Source organism: Pseudomonas sp. SB113, from assembly GCF_040754745.1.
Lineage (GTDB): Bacteria > Pseudomonadota > Gammaproteobacteria > Pseudomonadales > Pseudomonadaceae > Aquipseudomonas > Aquipseudomonas grimontii.
The window spans coordinates 45,621-64,785 of record NZ_JBFMHW010000009.1 but is presented as its reverse complement, the minus strand read 5'-3'; the positions used below and the strand labels follow the sequence as shown (position 1 = coordinate 64,785).

At 53.8% G+C, this 19,165-nt stretch carries 15 protein-coding genes and 1 pseudogene; 9 read left to right on the top strand and 7 right to left on the bottom strand.

From position 1 onward, the window contains the following. Positions 1 to 164: 164 nt before the first annotated feature. A complete protein-coding gene (locus tag AB1462_RS13930) occupies positions 165 to 1,067 on the bottom strand; it encodes a LysR substrate-binding domain-containing protein (RefSeq protein WP_367247110.1) in 903 nt (300 codons plus the stop codon). 171 nt (positions 1,068 to 1,238) lie between these two features. Continuing rightward, positions 1,239 to 2,324, bottom strand: a complete 1,086-nt coding sequence (locus tag AB1462_RS13925) for an AbrB family transcriptional regulator (RefSeq protein WP_367246908.1) — start codon at positions 2,322 to 2,324, stop codon at positions 1,239 to 1,241. Positions 2,325 to 2,453: 129 nt separating this feature from the next. Between AB1462_RS13925 and AB1462_RS13920 the strand changes: the two genes are divergently transcribed. Further along, on the top strand, positions 2,454 to 3,365 hold the full coding sequence (locus tag AB1462_RS13920; RefSeq protein WP_367246907.1) for a LysR family transcriptional regulator: 912 nt from the start codon (positions 2,454 to 2,456) through the stop codon (positions 3,363 to 3,365). Positions 3,366 to 3,486: 121 nt separating this feature from the next. Here the strand turns inward: AB1462_RS13920 and AB1462_RS13915 are convergent, their stop codons facing one another. Next, positions 3,487 to 4,386: a LysR family transcriptional regulator gene (locus AB1462_RS13915; RefSeq protein WP_367246905.1), complete on the bottom strand. Its 900-nt coding sequence runs from the start codon at positions 4,384 to 4,386 to the stop codon at positions 3,487 to 3,489. 15 nt (positions 4,387 to 4,401) lie between these two features. On the opposite strand from AB1462_RS13915, the gene AB1462_RS13910 reads away from it, so the two are divergent. From AB1462_RS13910 to AB1462_RS13900, 3 genes are all read left to right on the top strand, one after another. Further along, entirely contained in the window at positions 4,402 to 5,211 is an 810-nt protein-coding gene (locus tag AB1462_RS13910) for an NADPH-dependent F420 reductase (protein ID WP_367246903.1), read from the top strand. Between the two features lie 169 nt (positions 5,212 to 5,380). Beyond that, on the top strand, positions 5,381 to 6,133 hold the full coding sequence (locus AB1462_RS13905; RefSeq protein WP_367246902.1) for an HpcH/HpaI aldolase/citrate lyase family protein: 753 nt from the start codon (positions 5,381 to 5,383) through the stop codon (positions 6,131 to 6,133). Positions 6,134 to 6,393: 260 nt separating this feature from the next. Continuing rightward, positions 6,394 to 7,515, top strand: coding sequence for an MBL fold metallo-hydrolase (locus AB1462_RS13900; protein WP_367246901.1), 1,122 nt, complete (start codon positions 6,394 to 6,396; stop codon positions 7,513 to 7,515). 52 nt (positions 7,516 to 7,567) lie between these two features. Here the strand turns inward: AB1462_RS13900 and AB1462_RS13895 are convergent, their stop codons facing one another. Continuing rightward, positions 7,568 to 8,836: an OprD family porin gene (locus tag AB1462_RS13895; protein ID WP_367246900.1), complete on the bottom strand. Its 1,269-nt coding sequence runs from the start codon at positions 8,834 to 8,836 to the stop codon at positions 7,568 to 7,570. Positions 8,837 to 9,029: 193 nt separating this feature from the next. Continuing rightward, the gene (locus tag AB1462_RS13890) at positions 9,030 to 10,280 is read right to left on the bottom strand and encodes a multidrug effflux MFS transporter (protein ID WP_367246899.1); all 1,251 of its coding nucleotides are present in this window, start codon (positions 10,278 to 10,280) and stop codon (positions 9,030 to 9,032) included. Positions 10,281 to 10,413: 133 nt separating this feature from the next. Between AB1462_RS13890 and AB1462_RS13885 the strand changes: the two genes are divergently transcribed. Continuing rightward, positions 10,414 to 11,337 carry a LysR family transcriptional regulator gene (locus tag AB1462_RS13885; protein ID WP_367246897.1) on the top strand — a complete coding sequence of 308 codons (924 nt, stop codon included), beginning with the start codon at positions 10,414 to 10,416 and terminating at the stop codon, positions 11,335 to 11,337. A gap of 156 nt (positions 11,338 to 11,493) precedes the next feature. Here AB1462_RS13885 and AB1462_RS13880 read toward each other — a convergent pair. Both AB1462_RS13880 and AB1462_RS13875 read right to left on the bottom strand, forming a co-directional pair. After that, positions 11,494 to 11,724, bottom strand: a pseudogene (locus AB1462_RS13880) (TraI domain-containing protein); the annotation flags it as partial. 77 nt (positions 11,725 to 11,801) lie between these two features. Further along, positions 11,802 to 13,340: a tyrosine-type recombinase/integrase gene (locus tag AB1462_RS13875; protein WP_367246896.1), complete on the bottom strand. Its 1,539-nt coding sequence runs from the start codon at positions 13,338 to 13,340 to the stop codon at positions 11,802 to 11,804. Between the two features lie 951 nt (positions 13,341 to 14,291). Here AB1462_RS13875 and AB1462_RS13870 point away from each other — a divergent pair. From AB1462_RS13870 to AB1462_RS13855, 4 genes are read left to right on the top strand one after another with little or no spacing between them, the layout of a single operon-like run. Then, a complete protein-coding gene (locus AB1462_RS13870; RefSeq protein ID WP_367246895.1) occupies positions 14,292 to 15,728 on the top strand; it encodes a hypothetical protein in 1,437 nt (478 codons plus the stop codon). Positions 15,729 to 15,739: 11 nt separating this feature from the next. Next, positions 15,740 to 16,549 (top strand): hypothetical protein, encoded by an 810-nt coding sequence (locus tag AB1462_RS13865; RefSeq protein ID WP_078803464.1) that lies wholly within the window; start codon positions 15,740 to 15,742, stop codon positions 16,547 to 16,549. Beyond that, the gene (locus AB1462_RS13860; RefSeq protein ID WP_367246894.1) at positions 16,550 to 18,094 is read left to right on the top strand and encodes a hypothetical protein; all 1,545 of its coding nucleotides are present in this window, start codon (positions 16,550 to 16,552) and stop codon (positions 18,092 to 18,094) included. Further along, positions 18,094 to 19,143: a hypothetical protein gene (locus AB1462_RS13855; protein WP_078803462.1), complete on the top strand. Its 1,050-nt coding sequence runs from the start codon at positions 18,094 to 18,096 to the stop codon at positions 19,141 to 19,143. The genes AB1462_RS13860 and AB1462_RS13855 overlap by 1 nt, the downstream gene beginning before the upstream one ends. Positions 19,144 to 19,165 lie beyond the last annotated feature (22 nt).

Genomic DNA, 19,165 nt, shown 5'->3' with positions numbered 1-19,165 from the left:
CCGCTACTCCCAACCTCCTAATCCAGAAGGTTTGAGGCTTCAAGTCTGCACGTAGGTCGTAGTGCGCATCGCTCGACCTGCGTGTTCCAAGTAGAGTCATCCCTTTGAGTCTTAGTGGCTCCCGTTGGCCCCGCACACTGTGCAGGGCCTTTTTTTATTTATATCTACTCGTGCCGTAACGCGGCGATCAATAGCGCCATCGCCCCTGAAGGCTGTCGGCGGCTTGGGTAGTAAAGGTGCAGTCCTGTCCAGAGCGGACACCAATCTTTCAGTACGGGGATCAGGTGTTTGGCCGTTACGTAGGGTTCGGCGATGTCTTCAGGGACATACGCAAGGCCCAAGCCTGCTACCGCAGCGTCGAGGCAGTCATAGATGCTGTTATAGATAAGTTGACCCTCGACGCGCACGTTCACTTCGCGCCCGTCCTTTTCAAACTCCCAAGGCCACAACCCCCCATGTGTGGGAAGCCGCAGATTGATGCAGTTATGCTGCATCAGATCTTCCGGCTTTTCGGGTTCAACGCGGTTGGCAAAGTAGCGCTTGGTGGCCACTGCGGTAAAACGGGTGTCCGGACCGATACGCACGGCAATCATGTCCTGGGCCACAGCCTCGCCCAGTCGAACCCCCGCGTCGAATCGATCGGCGGCGATGTCGATAAGCCCGTTGTCAGCGAACAATTCGACCTTGATGCCAGGGTACTTCGGCAGGAATTTTTTCAGCTTGGGGGAGATGACCGATCTGATCGGATGATCCGACGCGGTGATGCGTATGGTGCCGGTGGGGCTCTCGCCCAACTCTGACAGCGCCAGAAGTTCAGCGTCGATCTCTTCAAACCGGGGGGCTACCGTTTCCAGTAGTCGTACACCGGCTTCTGTTGGAGAGACAGAGCGCGAGTTGCGCGCAAGCAACCGCGTGCCGAGACTTCGTTCTAGCGAACTGACAGCATGGCTGACTGCAGATTGGGATAAACCCAGATGCGCTGCCGCGCGTGTGAAACTTTTTTCGCGGGCGACGGCGATAAAGGCCATCAATCCGCCAAAGGACTGCTTAAGGATGTCGTCTTGCATGGCTTCGGTGACCGTCATGGATGCGCATGAACAATAACATTTTGGGGCGTCGTTCATCGAACTGGCGGATCCCGGTTAAACGGTATCGGAGAGATCCTTTGCTAGGTGAAGTGAGGCGCTTGTGGTGGCTGTCTTGATAGTCTCGGTAGGCCTTTGCAGTTGAGAACGGCGTTATACCGTGATCTGACGAGGATTCGCCAAACGAATAACCAAGCGCGCCACAAAGGCTCCCGTCAGGATGACCGCAAATAACCGAAGGGTTTGCATGGCCAGCACCAGTCCGACGTCGGAGTGCGTGTCCACTGCGATAATCGCCATGGTATCGAGGCCGCCTGGGCTAGTGGCCAAATAAACTGAGAGAAAGTCTTTACCTGACAGTGTCGCCAAAAACCAGGCTGACAATGCGCAGAGCGCGATCATCAGCACCGCCCCAAGAATCATCGCCGGTAGGCGCCGCCAGACGTACTCGATGGTGGGGCGATCAAAGCGCAAACCAACGTAGCACCCAATTGCGCCGTAGGCGGTAGCGAGCAACCAGTTAGGCAGCGTGATGTGCAGCAGTCCGCTGATCTGCAGGGTGCCGCCGAGCAATAACGGCATCAGAAGCGCACCGGCCGGCAATCGATTTCCCAGTGCGACCCCCACCAGCAGGGTGGCGACGGTAAGCCCCAGATTCACCAGGCCGAAGCTTTGCAGCGTGACCTCTGTAGCATGCACTTCGCTGCCGCCAGCCGGAGCACCTAGCCAACGGCTCACCAGTGCGCCGATCACAACCACGCATACCACCCGCACATACTGCAGAGTCGCGACCACGCGTGAATCGGCGCCATAATCATCGGCCATCGAGACCATCGCTGAGGCGGCGCCTGGAGAGGTGCCCCAGGCTGCGGTGCTGGCCGGAATACCCATTCGCACCAACGCAAGCGCCACCAACGCGCTGAGGCTGACCGTCACCAGCGTAGCGAACAGCATCATCGGCCAGGACTGTACGATTGAAACGAGCACCGCCAGTGTCATCGAATGAGCTACCAGTATGCCGATGCAGCCCTGGCCAAGCTTGAAGGCATAGCGGTGCATCCGAATGCTCGCACCGCACACTCCGAAGCCGATGGCGACCAGCATCGGGCCAAGGAATTGGCCAGCCGGAACGGCTAATAATTTCAGCAGATAACCGCCGGCACCGGCCAGAAGTACAAGCGCCAACCATTGAAGGGGAGCGGGGTAGGCGTGCAAGGAAAATCGGGCTGAAGAAGACAAGAATTGTGCTCCAAACGCTGGTCGCCCTGAAGGCGTGGCATCGCGATCGATGTGCTGATAATTATTGATAGCGTGTTTGATAAAGTCTATTTTCTAATATCGATTGATTGATAATTTTGGTTGATGGATATGGATCTGCGTGACCTTACCTACTTTGAAACCATTGCCGAGTTGGGCCATCTGGGGCGGGCTGCGCAAAAGCTCAACCGTAGCCAGCCTGCGCTGACCAAAAGCATCCAGCGGCTGGAGGAGTCTCTGGGTACGCGCCTGTTTGAGCGGGAGGGGCGGCGGATCAAGCTCACGCCGGTGGGGGAGTTGCTGAAGGTGCGCGGCAAGCAGCTGCAGCAAAGCGTTGCTGAAACTCAGCGAGAGATCCGCGATTTTGCTGACGGTGTGATGGGCAATATCCGCTTGGGTTGCGCTGCTTCGATGGCTGACCACCTGCTCCCGCACCTGACGGCAACGCTGCTGTCGCGTGCGCCGCAGATCACCTTGAACCTGGTCATCGGCCAGGACGATTTACTGCGTGAGTCGCTTTTTTCCGGGCGCTTGGACATGGTGATCTGCCCGCAATACGAAGCGGATCCGTTGCTGGAGTTTCATGCATTGTTCAACGATGAAGCGGTGGTGGTAGCGAGTCGTCGCCATCCACTGTTCAGCGCCGATTATCAATTGCGCGATTTGTGCCAGTACCATTGGGTACTGCCGGCCACTACCGTGCCGTCCCGGCGCTGGATCGACAACGCGTTTCAGTCTAGAGACCTGCCTTTGCCTCAGGTGCAAATCGAAACTACATCGATCTCTTTATTGCCTCGTCTTATAGGTGAAACCCACCTGCTAAGCTTTTTGGCCCGGGAGACCCTTGAAGACGTGAAGGGGGTCACGCACCTGCGTGAGGTAAAGCTGGCGGAAACCACTATGAAGCGCACCATCGTTGTATTCGTTCGGGCGGGGGCCTATTTATCGCCTGCGGCGCAAAGACTGCTGAGTGTTCTCAAGGGTAAGGAAGCACCGTTCTTTATCGGGGGATCGAATGCGTGAATGCAGCATGGGCCCTTAAGGGCCGCGAGCAGGGGCATGGGTAATCTTTGTTGATCTTGAAACCGAAAGCACCAATGCGTAAAAGTGAGCAATGCAGCAATGTAGAGGGAGCGTAGACCTTTTATGTCGGTTCTACGTACCGCAACTCATCAATCAATACCTGCATGGCTCGAGACTTCTCGCGTTCGCTGGAATAGTAAAGATGCAGCCCCGGAAATGTCCTCCACCAGTCGTCCATGACAGGGACCAAGGTGCCGTCATCAACGTGGGATTGAGCGATGTCCTCGGGAACATAGGCAAGCCCAAAACCTGATACAGCAGCATTCAGGATCTGGTTGATGCCGTTGAATATGAGTTTGCCCTTCACCCTCATATTAATTTCCTGCCCGTCCTTCTCCAGTTCCCACGCGTACAATCCGCCCCGAGTCGGCAAGCGCATATTTATACATTCGTGCCCCAGAAGATCTTGTGGCTTGGCGGGCATTGCACGGGACTCCATGTAGGAGGGTGCAGCCACGATCATAAAGCGCATGTCCGGGGCAATACACACGGCTTCACTCCCGGCCGCTAGGCCGTCGCCGAGTCGAATACCGAAGTCAAAGTGGTCGGCCACGATATCTGTCATGCCATAGTCGATAGCGACTTCTACGCTGATTTGCGGATACTTTGGCAGGACCCTGGCCAGTTTTGGCCAGAGCACGGTATCGATAACATGGTCGGTAGCCGTGATTCGAATATTACCGGCTGGGGTGTCGCCAAACTCGGTCACAGCAATCAGTTCGGCCTCAATTTCCTTAAGTCTAGGCTCGACCGTAAGTAGCAGGCGTTCACCGGCCTCGGTGACAGATACACTCCGGGTGGTTCGCGTGAGAAGGCGTACTCCGACCCGTGCCTCAAGCCTCTGAATGCAATGACTCAGCATGGATTGGGATATCCCCAATTGGGACGCCGCTCGCGTAAAGCTGTGCTCCCGCGCAACGGCGATAAGTGCGAGCAAGTCGCTGTAGTGTTCCTTTGGCATTAATCGACTCTCTGCATGGAAGCGGATACTTTAACAGCTGAAGCGCGTGCTTATGGAACAGCATTGATCAATTTGGGTCATGCCTTCATTCACAATCAAGCCTTCCTCTTGGAGCCATCCGGGTTTCTAATGAGCATGAATCTACAGGAGACATGCATGAAAATTGGAATTCTTGGCTCCGGCCGAATGGGCAGTCATCTGGGCACGATGTTTGCTAAGGTTGGTCATGAGGTCAGCTTCAGTTACTCGCGAAGCCAGCAGAAAATTGCCGATCTGGCTGCCTCGGTTGGTAACAATGCGCGGGCAAGTACGCCAGCGGAAGCTGCGCACGATGCTGATTTATTGCTCCTCGCCGTGCACTGGCTCCAAGTACCTGATGTGCTCAGCCAAGTGGGCAGTTTGAAGGGGAAGATAGTCATGTCCTGTTGCAATCCTTTAAACGCGGAGGACACTGAACTCGTCATTGGACACACCATGTCCGGTGCGGAAACGCTGTCACAGATGATTCCGGACGCCCACGTCGTGGCAGCCTTCCAGGCGACACCCAGCGAGGTCATGTTCGATGTCTTCGCGGCCAGAGGAGAGGCGCTACGTCCCAGCCTGATCTTTTGTGGGGATGACGCAGCCAGCAAGGCACAGGCGGCGAATCTCATCAGCCAGGTTGGATTCGATCCGGTGGATGCTGGGGCTCTTAAAAATGCCCGTTACATCGAGCCATTCGGAATGCTTTCGGGGGTACTGGCCTATGAGACAGACCAGGGGCCGGACTGGGCTTATCGTTTTGGACGGTTTGACCAGCTATTCAAAGGCCGTTCCCGCGCTTGAGCAATAGCCCTGGATGAACTCACCGTTTCTGCGATGCTTCGGGTTCTTATTTGTATGCCTGTGTGTCTGGAACTGGGTAGAAAGTCAGCAAATACCATCCAAGACATTTGTAGAGCTTTGGATAGCGAATATGGCACTAGCTCATGAAGCTTCTTCGAGATAATAAAACATGATTGCTTTGAAAGCGTCACTCAGGAGCGGCGTAAAAGAAAAACTCGCCAGGGGTGAGTCGGTGTATTCGATGACCGCTCGCCTTGTCACAACCTTCGATATCGCCAGTATTGCCTACACCGCAGGTTTTGACTCGCTGCACATCGATATGGAACACAGCAGTTTTTCCCTGGAAGCTGCTGGGCAGCTGTGTATGGCTTGTATCGGCTTGGGCGTGACCCCGTTTGTGCGAGTACCCAGCCCAGACCCACACTTCATTGCCCGCATGCTCGACTCAGGTGCCTTAGGCATCGTTGTCCCAAGGGTGCAGTCGGCCCGGGATGCCAGCGCAGTCGTGCGAGCTGTCAGGCATGCGCAGTTTCACTATCGATCACCGCCCGCAACAGACGCTAGGCAGCCGCTCGACGAAGCAACGATGATCATTGCGATGATTGAGTCGCTGGAGGGCCTTGACGCAGTCGAGGAAATTGCCGAGGTGGATGGCGTGGATATTCTCCTGGTGGAGGGCAATGAACTCAGCAGCGCTCTCGGTGTTTCTGAGGAGATGGACCATGATCTGGTGCGTAACGCCTACAGGCGTGTACTGCATGCGTGTCTGGCGAACAGTAAGGTATTAGGTATCGGTGGGCTAGGCAGCCGGCCTGACTTGATCAAAGAGCTGTTGGCATTGGGCGCACGGTATGTGTCGACCGGCAATGACAGCTCATTTCTTCTTGATGCGGCAGTACGAAAACGCCAACAATTTACTTAAGCCGCCTGGTCTAAGGCGTCGTTCCCACACATAGATCCGGACATGCTCTTGTCGAATGCAGTTGGCCCAGAGCGCATAGCGGGCGTGATTGCTTCTACCGCCGGTAAAGAAGCTATCGGGTCCGACCTGAAGCCGCCGCCTCGATTGATCTGCCAGATTCATAGCTGCAATCGCTATGGGCTAGCTGTTTTCAGGCGATCGCCTGATACCTTGTTTTCGCAACGGAATGACTGTTGCCCAACTCAAGGAATAGGACGTTCATGAAAATACGCGTACGCCGGTTACTGTCAGTATTTGCGGCGGTTATCGCTATTCTTGTCATCGGTGTGTATACCTTTCTTCACGCGCCCCTATTTGGAAGATTTCCCGACGGTGAGCGACTCTCGCGTATTGAGCGTTCACCTCATTACGCCGATGGAGAATTTCATAACCAGATCGCCACACCACTGCACACTGCCGGTAGCAGTGAGCTTTCAATCTGGATGGACAAATTTTTCGGCGAGACAGGCAAACCGCGGCCCAGCATTGTAATGCCTTCCGTAAAAACCGATCTCAAAGCATTGGACGTCAATCAAGACCTGGTGATCTGGCTCGGGCATTCGTCGTACTTTGTCCAACTCGCGGGCAAGAGGATTCTGATCGACCCGGTCTTCAGCGCCAATGCGGCGCCGATTCCCTTGGCGAATGAGGCATTTGAAGGCACCAGTCTCTATTCCGCAGACGACGTGCCTCAAGTCGATGCGCTACTCATCACCCATGATCACTACGATCACCTGGACTACCCGACCATCACGGCGCTCCGCTCCAAAGTCAACCAAGTCGTGACGGGTTTAGGCGTGGGGGCTCATTTTGAAGCCTGGGGCTACGCAAAGGCGCAGGTAAGTGAAGCCGACTGGTACGACTCCGTCTCCGTTGGGCGAGACTTGACCCTCTACGTTACCCCCGCAAGGCACTTTTCGGGACGTACGTTCACGCGGGATAAATCGCTCTGGGTTGGCTATGCATTGGTGTCAGCGCAGCGGCGAATTTTCTTTAGCGGAGACACCGGGTATGACACGCACTTCTCTGAGGTCGGTCGGCGGTATGGCCCCTTTGATTGGGTGGCACTGGACACCGGGCAATACGACCCGCGTTGGGCGAATGTGCATATGAATCCGGAGCAGGCAGCTCAAGCCGCCGAAGACCTGCGTACCAAAGCTTTCACACCCGGACACGTAGGCCGTTTCAGTATTGCACCCCATGACTGGGATGACCCCTTCAAGCGCGTGACGGCTGCCAGTGAGGGGCGGGGTTATGTGCTCTGGACGCCTATTATTGGTCGTCCGGTGTATCTGGATGGGCGCCCTCAAACGTTTGAGCGCTGGTGGGAAAGGCTTAAGTAATGATGGGGCGCAATCCGCCCATGAAGAGAAAACACCTCGAACGGGCTGATCCTTAGAGTAAAGAGAGCGGGTAGATGATGAATACCCGGTTTTCATTAAACTCGTTGGTGCTGTAGTCGCGACGACTCCTCGAGTTACGCCATACCACGTTGAGGTTCTTGAGCGTGCCGCTCTGTACGGTATAGGCCAGCTCAAATTCACGACCTTGCTCCTTGCCATCGGTGATGGCGCCGGTATGGACGTTTTTACCGCTGATATAGCGGTTCATCAGGGTCAGGCCAGGTATGTCAAAAATTGCGAAGTCCAGGTCATGACGCACCTGCCAGGATTGTTCCTTGGCGCTATCAAAACTGGAGCCGTAACTGTCGTTGGCCAGGGTGCCACCGCTGGTGCCGTTGACCTTGAGCCACCCATCATCGCCGCTGACTTTCTGCAAACCCACAGACAGCGTGCTGCCTTTAAATCTGGCGGACAGCAGGGCATAGGCGGTTTTGTTATCCAGATCGCCGGCCAGTTTGCTGCCATCTTCCTCGCCCCAAAAGTAGCCCAGGTTTGCTCCCAAGGTTACGTCGCCGATAGGCTGGCTGTGCAGAAGGTTGAGGAACTTCTGTCGATAGATGTTCTCCAGTTGGGCATACCACATGCCGACCTGAGTGCGTTTTTGGTTGAAGGTGTATTCGCCTCCGCCGAAGTTGAATCGATTCGATGTAAAGGCGCCTCGACCGTTGAGGGACATCTCTTCCATGCTTGCATCGTTACGAGGGCTGTTGCCCCGGAATTGGCCGCCATACAGGCTCAGGCCGCTGAGTTCCTTGGAGGTGACCTGACCACCACGGAACGTTTGCGGCAAGGAACGACCGTAGTCCGAGCGCAGGATGGGTAAGACCGGCATCCACTCGCCGATTTTCAATTCGGTGTTGTATATCTTGGCCTTGGCTGCAACACCCAGACGCCCAAAGTCATCCGCCGGGCGGCCATCATCATGGGTCGGCAATAGACCCGTGCCGCTGGTGCCTTTACCACCGTCTAGCTTTACCGAATACAGACCTAACACATCTACACCGAATCCCACTGCACCTTGGGTAAAGCCAGATTTGACGTCCAGAATGAAGTTTTGCGTCCACTCTTCGGCCTCGCCTTGAGGTGCGCTGCTATCGGGGTAGGCAGGATTGGTGAAGTTACGGTTGATGTAGGCGTTGCGAAAGTTAAGGCTGGCTTTGGTGTCATCGACAAAGCCTTCGGCTGCGGCCAGCAGCGGAAAGGCCAACGTTATGCTGCTGAGCCCCAACAGGATCGTCAACCGGATGTTTTGAAATATCATTATTGTTGTTCTTCCTTTTTGGATAAAACGTCCTCGGCTACTGGCCAGTGAGTTAACGATAAGGATGCGTGTGTTAACGGGAAAGGTGGTTTTAGAGGTGAGGGCTTCGGTTTTAGTGAAGGGTGGGGCGGGGGCGATTCAGCGATGTTGTCGCACGTTTTGTCTGTGGTGCGAGTTTAGGGCTCAAGCGCTGCTAGACCTTCGGCTCGCCAATGGCTTCCCGAAGTGCGGGTGTGGATGGGCGCTTACGCACAGGGGTAGCGATACGAGTCAGGAACAGGCAGAGCTGCGCGAGCAGAGTCGCACCTAACATGATCAAGCCAGCCGCAATGCCTGGCTGATTGCTGAAGGAGGCCAAGGTCGCACAAATAGCGCCCACGATCATTTGAGTGCAGCCATACAGCCCCGATGCCGAACCCGCCGCGAGGGGTCTGACATTCAATGCTTCAGCCAATGTCAGGGGAATCGTCAAGCCAGCGCCCAGTGTGAACACAAACAAGCTGATGAGTATGGTTGAGAGTTGGAGGGTGCCGGTGATCATCAAAGCACTGAAACACAGCGCACCCAGCAGACTTAGCATACTGCCCGCCAACATAATGCGCTGAGATGTGGCGCGTCCAACCAGCAAGCGCGTGATGACACTGCCGACAGCAAACCCCACGATATTGAAGCCGAGAAAGATGCCCACCTCGTGTGTGGGTCGACGTAGCTGATCAATAAAAATGACGGGGGCTGATGCAATGAATGCGTAAATGGAGGTGGACGCGCAACCGCCGGCAACTGCAAAGCAGACAAAGTCACGGTTCTTCATCAGGTGCCAGTAATTGTCCAGGACCGTACTCATGCTTCGCCGTGGACCAGTTGCTGTTTCCCTCAGCAAAAAACACACGGTAACAAGGTTAAAAATGCCTAAAATCGATAACACCGCAAAAATTGATCGCCAGCCGAAAAAATCAGATAACAACGATCCCATGATAGGGGATAGGCCGGGAGCCAGCAGCACCATCATGTTGAGCAGAGACAGCGCCTTTGCCGCCGAATCGCCGACGTTGCAGTCCCGCACAATGGCTCGTCCCAGAACTAACCCGGCACCCGCGCCCAAGCCCTGGAAAAGGCGCGCGGCAATCAGCACGTCGATCGAAGGAGAGACGAACGCCGTCAGACTGGACAGTGCATACAGCGCAATGCCCGAGATCAGGACCGGCCGGCGGCCAAATCGATCCGAGAGCGGGCCGTATATCAGTTGACCCGCACCCAGGGCGAGTACATAGATGCTTAAAGTCAACTGCGCCACCGTAGCGCTGACACCCCACCCGGCGCTTACCAAAGGTAAGGCGGGTACGAAAATGTGCATCGACAATGAGCCGCCTACGGTGATTAGCGCAAGCAGCCATATCGGTGCTGGATCTGAGGCGTGCGATTCACCGTCTTCTTTAATGGCCAAGATGACGGCAGGCGCGGAGTGAGAGATTTCAGCAGGTCTATTCATACGTGAAAGTGTAAACAAGCGCACGCCATAGGATAATTAGGCAAAACTGGATTAGGTTTTCTCATATTTGGAATAGTGGTAGCGATCTATGATGGATTTCGACGCAGTCCGGATGTTTTTGCGCGTGGTGGAGCGTGGTGGCTTTACCTCCGCAGCCAAACATATGAGGGTCCCGGTCAGCACGATCAGCCGCAAGGTATCGATACTTGAGGATGACCTGGGTGTCCCCTTGCTCCACCGCAGCACGCGGCGCGTATCGGTGACGCAAGCGGGCTTGGAGTTCTACGAAAAATGTCTCAAAGCTGAAATGGCGCTGGATGAGGCAGAGCACACTGTTCGCACTCAGCGCGACGAGCCGGTTGGGCTGCTGCGAGTATTAATGCCTTATGCCTTGGGGCTGAACACGATAGAACCCACACTGGCGACATTTCGGCGACTTTACCCACTCATAAAACTGGAGCTGACGTTTGAAAACCTGCCGCTTGAATTGATCGAGCATGGGTTCGATGTAGCTTTGAGGCGAGGACCTTTACCCGACTCAGGCTACTTGTTTCGCCGTTTAGCCATGGCGGGCGCTAAGCTCGTTGCAGCGCCCCACTATTTGGATCGCGTCGGCCGGCCCAAGACGCCAGAGGAATTGTCGCGCTATGACCTGATCGCCTTTGGTCGAGCCGCCCCAACCGTCTGGCGACTCAGAAATGAATCAGGTCAGATAGTCGAGGTTGCATTTGATCCTGTGCTGGCTGCCAATGAATCAATGGCACTGGCGCCGCTAGCAGTGGCAGGCGCTGGTGTCGCGCTACTTTCACCGCAGATTTCCAGGAAATACATAGAGGATGGAAGTCTGGAGCGGGTATTACCTGGCTGGGATAGGGAACAGCAAACAGAGATCGTCGCGATCTATCCAGCACAGGCGGCGTTGGATCGCAAAGTGCAGCTATTCGTTGACCACTGTCTCGAAGTTTTTTCGACCTGGGACGAAATGGGGCAGGTGGCAGAGCTGCTCGACTGAAATCCTCATTGGAAAAACCGCTTACAGCCCTTTGGAAAGACTTGAGGTTTCCATTGCTTATCGCGTGATTTATGCCGCGCAGGTACACGGAATGTTGTAGATGCTTGCGATCAATTCAGTGCGACGACTTGAGCGTCACAAACTCATGGGGCACGGATAGGCGACGATTTCCAGTCCGTGGTCGAGCATGCTACCTGGATAAGCCTGGTGAGGGCTTTTCGACGCAGGGAAGTGCTGGGTCAACTTGGCGTAGTGCTCCAGTGGCGAGCAATACAGCGCTGCGAATTGTGTGAGAGCGAAGTACGTTGCCAGACGATGTTCCATCCGCTTCTGCCGGCCTGGGGTAGGCAGCAGCGATGCAGCCGACTCCTGTCGCATCGGGCCTTTTCTTTTTGCTGCATTCTCTGCCGAAGCGGTGGCGTTTGTGTTGGAGCACCGTGAACATTGGCTGTGTGATTCATGGCTCACTCCGTGGGAAAAAATAAGAGCTTACGGTCGACGGGCGGCGATTGCAGTTCAGATGTTAATGAATTTGGGTTCGCATTTCTGGTGGCAGAGTCGGACGTCATAATGGCTGCTTTGTGCCCATTTGAATCGCCGATATTTAGTCCCTCCAGTCTGTCCTGGCCGATCATGATCTCTGTGAGCTTCTCGCTCAGCAGGTTCCAAGCCGCTTTTTTCTCTTTGGCATAATCATGGTGTAAGTAGTGACGACGGACCCGAGAACCTGCCAGTACGTGGTTCTGACACCGGTCTATCACGTCAAGGCTTATACCCCAGGCTTGCATCATGGTTGCACCCGTCCGTCTCAGGTCATGGGGTGTCCATTCCCCGTTCGTCCCCCCTGACAGCACCAGGGTGTCATCATGTCGGCGATGAGAAAGAGGCTTGCGATTTTTGAAGCGTGACTGGCGGTCTCCCACCTGTTTGCTGACGACCTTGAGATCGACATGACCATCATGATGCTTTGCGGGGAAGCACCATTGAGAGTTTCCTGTGAGCAGCCGAAGCTTGCTGAAATAGCGGATCGCAAACGTAGATAGGAATACGTGGTGGTCCTGTTTCTTTCCCCGGCGACCTTTGACGTTTGCCACGGGAATAAACCAGACGCCATTTTCCAGATCAACGTTTTTCCATTCGGCCTGAAGCAGTTCACCGATCCTGCATAACGTCCCCAAACAGATCCAAAGCGCAAATTGGGACTCTGGTTTGAGTGGGCGAATCCCATCATATTTTTCGCCGGCAGGTAGCGCTGCGTAGTCCGCAGTCATTTTTTCAAAGCGGTGGTGTAGTTCTTGAAGTTCGCTAGAGGAGAGGACCCGAGTTCGCTCCTCCTGGTAGTCACTGGGTACCAGTTTGTTGATTTCGACCAAGTCTGCTGGGTTTCCGTCAACTAGCAATGTTCGCCACGGCTGGCGTTTCTGGGCCCACCCAAACATTTGAACGATATCCGAATAAAGACCAATAGCCTGGCGAGTAGCGCCGCGAGCCATTACGGACCGCACCACGTTCCGCAAGTCATGCTCACTAATTGAACTGATGACTCTAGAGCCAAGGGCGGGGTAAAGATCTTTCGTGAATTTTCTCCGTAGTTCGGCATTACCATCCTTGCGCGCCACACCATCACGAAGCCATTCTCCCGCGAGGTCCAACAGCGTTAGCTCTTTAGACTTTTGCCGATCGGCCTCCGCGAGTTGTGCAGCCAGTTCTGCCTTTTGTCTGACCTTCCCTGCACGCTTGTGCTCGTTCGGATTGATCCCTGTAGCGACAAGATCTCGCGCTTCGTTGCGCTCCTTGCGGATTTCGGTCAACGGCTTGTTTGGCCAGGTGCCGCACGAGAAGCGTGTGTAAATCCCTTCCCAGCGAAACTGGAAATAAAAGGGGATAGCGATACCTTTTTTGCGGAGTGAGACCCTGCCCGAGAGGCTGCCTTCGTCGCGTATGACGGCACCGGCATCCCGCTCGGTCAGAGCTTCCAGTTCTTTGGCAGTGAGTTTGGCCATAATCAACCTCCTAAAAATTTACTCCCACATTTACTCCCACAAATCCGTCAGCTAAGGGTAGGTCAGGATAGCGATCGATGGAAGAGTTAAGCGCTTAAAGCCCTTATCTTGCTGGATTGTAGGGTTCTATAGAGGTGTGGTGCGGACCAGAGATGTTTAGTGCTTAACTGAATGGGGTGCTAGGGGTCGAGTGTTCGAATCACTCCGTCCCGACCATATAATTCAAGGGGTTGCGAGATTTTATCTCGCGACCCCTTTTTATTTTTGGCCGTTTTTACCCCCACAAAACCACCGGCTCTGGGTGGAATCCTCACGGCTTCCGCGTGGGCGGGCGCAGGCTTTGGCGCTCACGCGTGGTCTCTTTACCAATGCTGTTTGGTCTTTCTCTTCAGGTCCTAACGTTTTTGAGTGTTTAAGGCTATTTTCGTGCTGATTGAGAACTACATACAGGTCAACCATCAGCTTGTTTATCTCAGGTCGCTCGGGTCATCCTGCATACCCGGTAGTTAAGCTTGGGCGGCACTGGGATCGTATAGCCTCGGGGGACTAGACTGCGTAGGTCATAGTCCAGCATGAACAATCTAGCTTCAAAGGCGTGGCAGCGGCCTACAAGTTGAGGCTGCTTGGCGAATAGTTCGGACCCTTCTAGTACTGCGCGGATGATCCAACCTAGTTGAGCCTCCAGCCGAGTAAAAATTCTTGCTTTGACTAGCAGCCGCCTATTAGCCCGTCCGTTAGTCCGCAAACTACTCGTTCCTGCTTGCTATGGAGCATTGGTGCAGTCATCATTTCGCCACCTTGATGGCTATTTGATACGGTTGCACGTTACGGACGACGATTCCTCTTGAACTCACCCTCCAGAACGATAAAAACGGCAATTTATGCTGCGTAGCACGCTTGCGCATATGAATGTCATAAGTCGTTGATCAACAAAGCGCATGGATGTCTTCAATGCATTTTTTCAAAAGATTCTTTGCTTTTATTGCTTCCCTTTTTTCGAGCCAGGAAACAGAGCATAGCGAACCGCTCATCCCGAAAATCGATCCTGAGAAGCTCAAGAAAAAGCTCGATCTTCAAAAAATCGCTAGAGAACACGGCGCGAAGGGCATCCCGAGGAGCGGAGACACACAATTGACTGCTGCCGAGCACGCTGTTCGAGCGGAGCTTGGCCGGATGCGAGAGCAAACGGTGAAATACGGCGAGCAGCGTATCAAGCAGATTCAGAATCGCCTGGACTCGATCGACATTACGCTGGATATGAACCGCGCCATCGAGTTAGGAAATGAGTTTGTTCGTACGTCCGACCATTACCTCACGCGGGAGGATGGTCGCATGAAGGATTTTGCCAGCGACGCGAAAACCAAATTTCAGCTCTTGAGCGATTTTCGCAGGGATAATCGACTGCCGAGCGTCCCTGCTAAAAGCTTAAGCAGTGCCAGCAAGTTTCTGCAGATCATGATCGTGTTTGCCTGTTGCGTCGTGGAGGGTGGGCTCAACGCGACCTTCTTCGGTTCAGGCCTAGAAGGGGGACTACTCAGCGGATTCACGATGGCTTTTATGTTGTCGTCTTTCAACGTGGTCATCTGCTTTTTCGCAGGGCTTGGTTTCAGAAACAAGAACCACGTCAGAGGGGCACGCCGGCTCTGGGGCTGGATCTCTTTCGCTTCGGCAGTAGTCATCATGATCGGATTGGGAGTGTTGATCTCCTATTTCCGTTATGTGCTGACCGTGGATGAAGACGCAAGTCATAACGCCTTCCCCCTGGTCTGGCAAAGCCTTCGTGCGGGCACATTCCCCATTCAGGATTTCGAATCATTGATTCTGTTCTTCGGGACGATTGTGTTTGGCTGTGTCGGCGTTTGGAAGGGCTACAACTTCACGGATCGCTATCCGGGGTACGCAGGGGTATGGAGTCAATATGCTGAGGCTCACCGCCGCTATATCGAACTGATCGAAGGCTTGCGAGATAGGCTGGAAGTCGAGAAGGCCGAAGTGTTGTTGAAAATTGATAGCGGTGTGCAGGCAGCTGAGAAGGCGATCAAAGCTTTCAAGTTTAATATGAACCAGAAGTCGATAGTGAAAAAACAGGTATCCGAAACACTGGTCATGGCCGATGAGACGCTACAGAGCCTGACCCGTTACTACCAGAACGAAAATATGATGGCGCGCCCTACGGATGCTCCACCGCCTGATTATTTCGACCATCCAGTGACATTTGGCCCCTTGGATATGCCGGATTTCAGTGTTCAAAAGGATGAGTTGCGACTGGATGCACAAGAGCAGCTTTTGCGCGAATTGGTCACTGAAGTTGAGCCAATCCGGGCGAGGGTCCAGTCCTCGTTCAATCAGCAATACAACCAGCTTCAGCCGCTCCAGGACTTGGTATAAGGGGATTTGTGATGTCGGTTTATGCCAAGCGTGAAAGTAACACTGGGAAATGGGTTTGGGGCGGCGTGCTTGGCGTTGCAGTCGCCTTGGTGCTCGGCGGGATTGGTTATTACAAAATGAACCACAAAACCTTGGACAAGGAGACTCTTTGCCCCAGTAACGGCCCTAAAGGCCAATATGTCGTGTTAATTGATAACACCTCGCCGTTCCCGTTCACCCAAAAGGCTGCTTTGTCCCAGCGGCTCAAGACGATGGTGGTGAACGAGGTGCCTGAAGGGCACCTGCTTTCGGTGTTTTTGCTCGGGGAAAAATTTGAGCAAAACGAAAAGCCTATCTTCGAACGCTGCAACCCTGGTCAGTGGGGCGATCGCAGTCAACTCACGGCGACCAAGAAGTTTGTCGATAGGGATTTCAATGAAAAATTTGCGAAACCACTCGATGCCGTTGTGCGCCATATCCCTCTCGACGAACACAGCAAGCTGTCACCTATTTTTCAGATGCTCCAACTGGTAGGCATCAACGGGTTCGATCATGCGAATGTGAAAGGTGATCGTAAGCTCGTCATTTACTCGGACATGTTGGCCAACATGCCTGATTTCTCGATGTACAAAAGTAAACGACACAATTATGCGGAGTTTGCCAAGTCTCCTTATGGTCGCAATGCCCAAGCACCAGGCTTAAACGGAGCCACCGTGACCATCAATTTGCTGGCAAACGAAGAGAAAACGCCACAAACCAACGAGCTGGGCAATTTCTGGGCTCAATATTTCGAGGCCAACGGGGCTTCAGTTGAGGGAATTACTGCAATGGAGGGGCTGTAATTGGACTTCAACAAGCATGTACGCCGGGTTCAGACCTATTTCATTGCGGCGGTGATACTCAAGGCTACTTTGGCCGTAACCAGTCTCCTACTCAATGAGCCCTTCTGGCTCGGCTTTGTGCTTCCACTGCTCGTGATGTGTTGCTATTGGTTTGTCGGTTACCGCGTACGGGAGAAATGGAACGTCCAGCTTACCCTCGCGAAATTTGCGGACTCGGTGTACTACCTCGGGTTTTTGTTCACCGTTGGCAGCATCATCATCTGTCTTCTCGACATTAATTCCATTGGTGAAAATCTCAATGGAATGGCTGTTCGGTTTGGCGCCGCGATGGTGAGCACAGCCATAGGTATGCTAGCCAGGGTGCTACATACAGGCTTCAAAGTTGATACAAACGACGCGGTCAGGAGCGTTGAGGAGCGTGCTGTTCAGTCGGCTGAAAACCTGACCATGGCTTTTGACGCCGCCAGCCAGCAGCTTGAAGTGTTCCGGGATCAAGTTATGGCTGCTTCCAAGGAAGCAGTGCAGAGCGTTCATGAGCAAATCACCACGATCTCTCAGCACAGCACCAATGCTATGGATGCGTTTTTCGCCAGCGCTACCCGTCAAAGCAACGAAGCTTTCGAACGCATCCTTAAACAAGCCAATGACGCCAGTACGGATCTACTGACCACCATCAACGGGCTTTCTGAGAAGAGCTCGCAGACACTCGATCGCATGGAATCGCATGCACTCGACTTCGGTAAAAAAGCACAGGAACGGCTCGATCAGACTCTGTTCCCGGATAACCTGTTCGCTCAAAAACTTAACCCCGCTATTGATACGCTATCCGGAACCACTGACACCCTGAACGAAGGGGTTTCGACATTGGCGTTGGACGTCAAGGCTGCCGCTCGGATGGTAGGCACCGCGATTCGCAGTTTGAACACCAAAACTGAAACGATAGGCCAGGCTGTCGCTGCGGTAGGTTCGATCGTAGAAAGCCAGGAACGCTTGGCAGAATCGATGAAGTCACAGGGCAGTGACGTCATGGATCGAGTGGAGCGTATTCAAAAGGACTACCTGGACTCGTTGGAGGATCAGCGAGAAGATTTCATGGAGGACATGAAAGCTAACCAACAGGTATTCACGAAAATTGTCGAGAAGCTTGAAGAACTGCGCACCGTAGCCAAAGACGACACCACGGTGGAGCGTTTGACCCAGGAAGTATCCGGCGCACTGAATGCCGTCAGCGATTGCGCCGTTAAAAGTAACGAGGCCCTCGCAGAAAATTTACGCTCGGCGCTGCTGCCGTTGGTAGAGGCCGTCGTGGCCAGCAGTGATGTGCATAAGGCGCTGGCTGCCAGCGTTGAATCGAGCAACCGCGGCATCGAGGCGGCGAATGCCAGATTGCTGGATGAGCTGATGGGCAAGATTGATCTCATCAGCAATCCTGAAACACGTTTATCAGCGGCCAGCGAAGAAGCTTTCGGATCATCACTCGAGTCAATTGCCAACGCGACGCTGGCCCTCGACCATGTGCCTGCGTCGGATGTGAGAACTGCCTGATGAGTTCTAAAAATGATCAGGTGTTTCAGCTGTCGCTTACCGAAATCTGGATCATTTTGTGTTTCATTCTGCTTTTGCTGATGGGGTACAAAGTTTGGCAGCTCACGCATAAGAATACGGAGATGGCGAACAAAATTGCCGCCTATCAAAATATCGATGAGCGTGAACAGGCTATCAAGCTTGCGAGTGATGAGCTCAAGGCGCGAATGGTTTCTCTTAAGGTGAAAAATCCGGACGAGATCATTTCGAAGCTCGTCGATGCCTCTAAGGCAAAAGAAGAAGCTGGTCGTCTCAAGGTGCTACTGACTCAGAAAGATGAACAGCTTACTGCGCTAGCCGCTATCGATAAGGCTTTGCAGGAGGCTGGTAGCAAAAACAAGGGTGAAGATGCCAAGCGCCTTATCCTTGAAACAATGATGTCCTATGACCAGCTCAAAAAGCTGGTGGTCGATCCCGACCAGGAAAAGGACGCTCAGCCCACGGACATCATCAAACGCATAGGTGCTCTCAAGGCAACTGAGCAATTGTTGAAGACCGCGTTAGGGCAAGAAGGCGTTCCGACTTCGGAGCAAATTTCAGACATTGTGAAGAACGCTGAAGCTTATGCCCAAGCCGAGAAACAAGGTGTAAATCCGACGACGTTGCAGAAAACCAACAGTGACCTGAAAGGGCAGGTTCAGTTTCTACAAAACAAGCTGAACAAGGGCAAGGGAGGCGATCTGCCGCCTTGCTGGGCGAACGAAGCCGGCAAAGCAGAAATGTTCCTCACGGTGTACTTGAAGGAGGACTCACTGAACTTTGAACCGGCCTGGCCGCCAACACGACAGGCAGATGCTGAAGCGCTCCCGAATTTCTCCGCTCTGATGGCAAACACCACTCGCACGTATGAGGACTTTCTTCAGGCGGCACGCCCCATCTCTGATTTAGCCAATCAACGAGAGTGTAAATTCTATGTGCGACTGGCGAGTCAAATTCAAGGGGCAGTGATGTCCGATCGGCGCCGCCTGATGATAGAAAATTTGTTCTACAAGGTTGAAGTTCGACGTTAGGTCTTGTTGTCGACATGTGGTT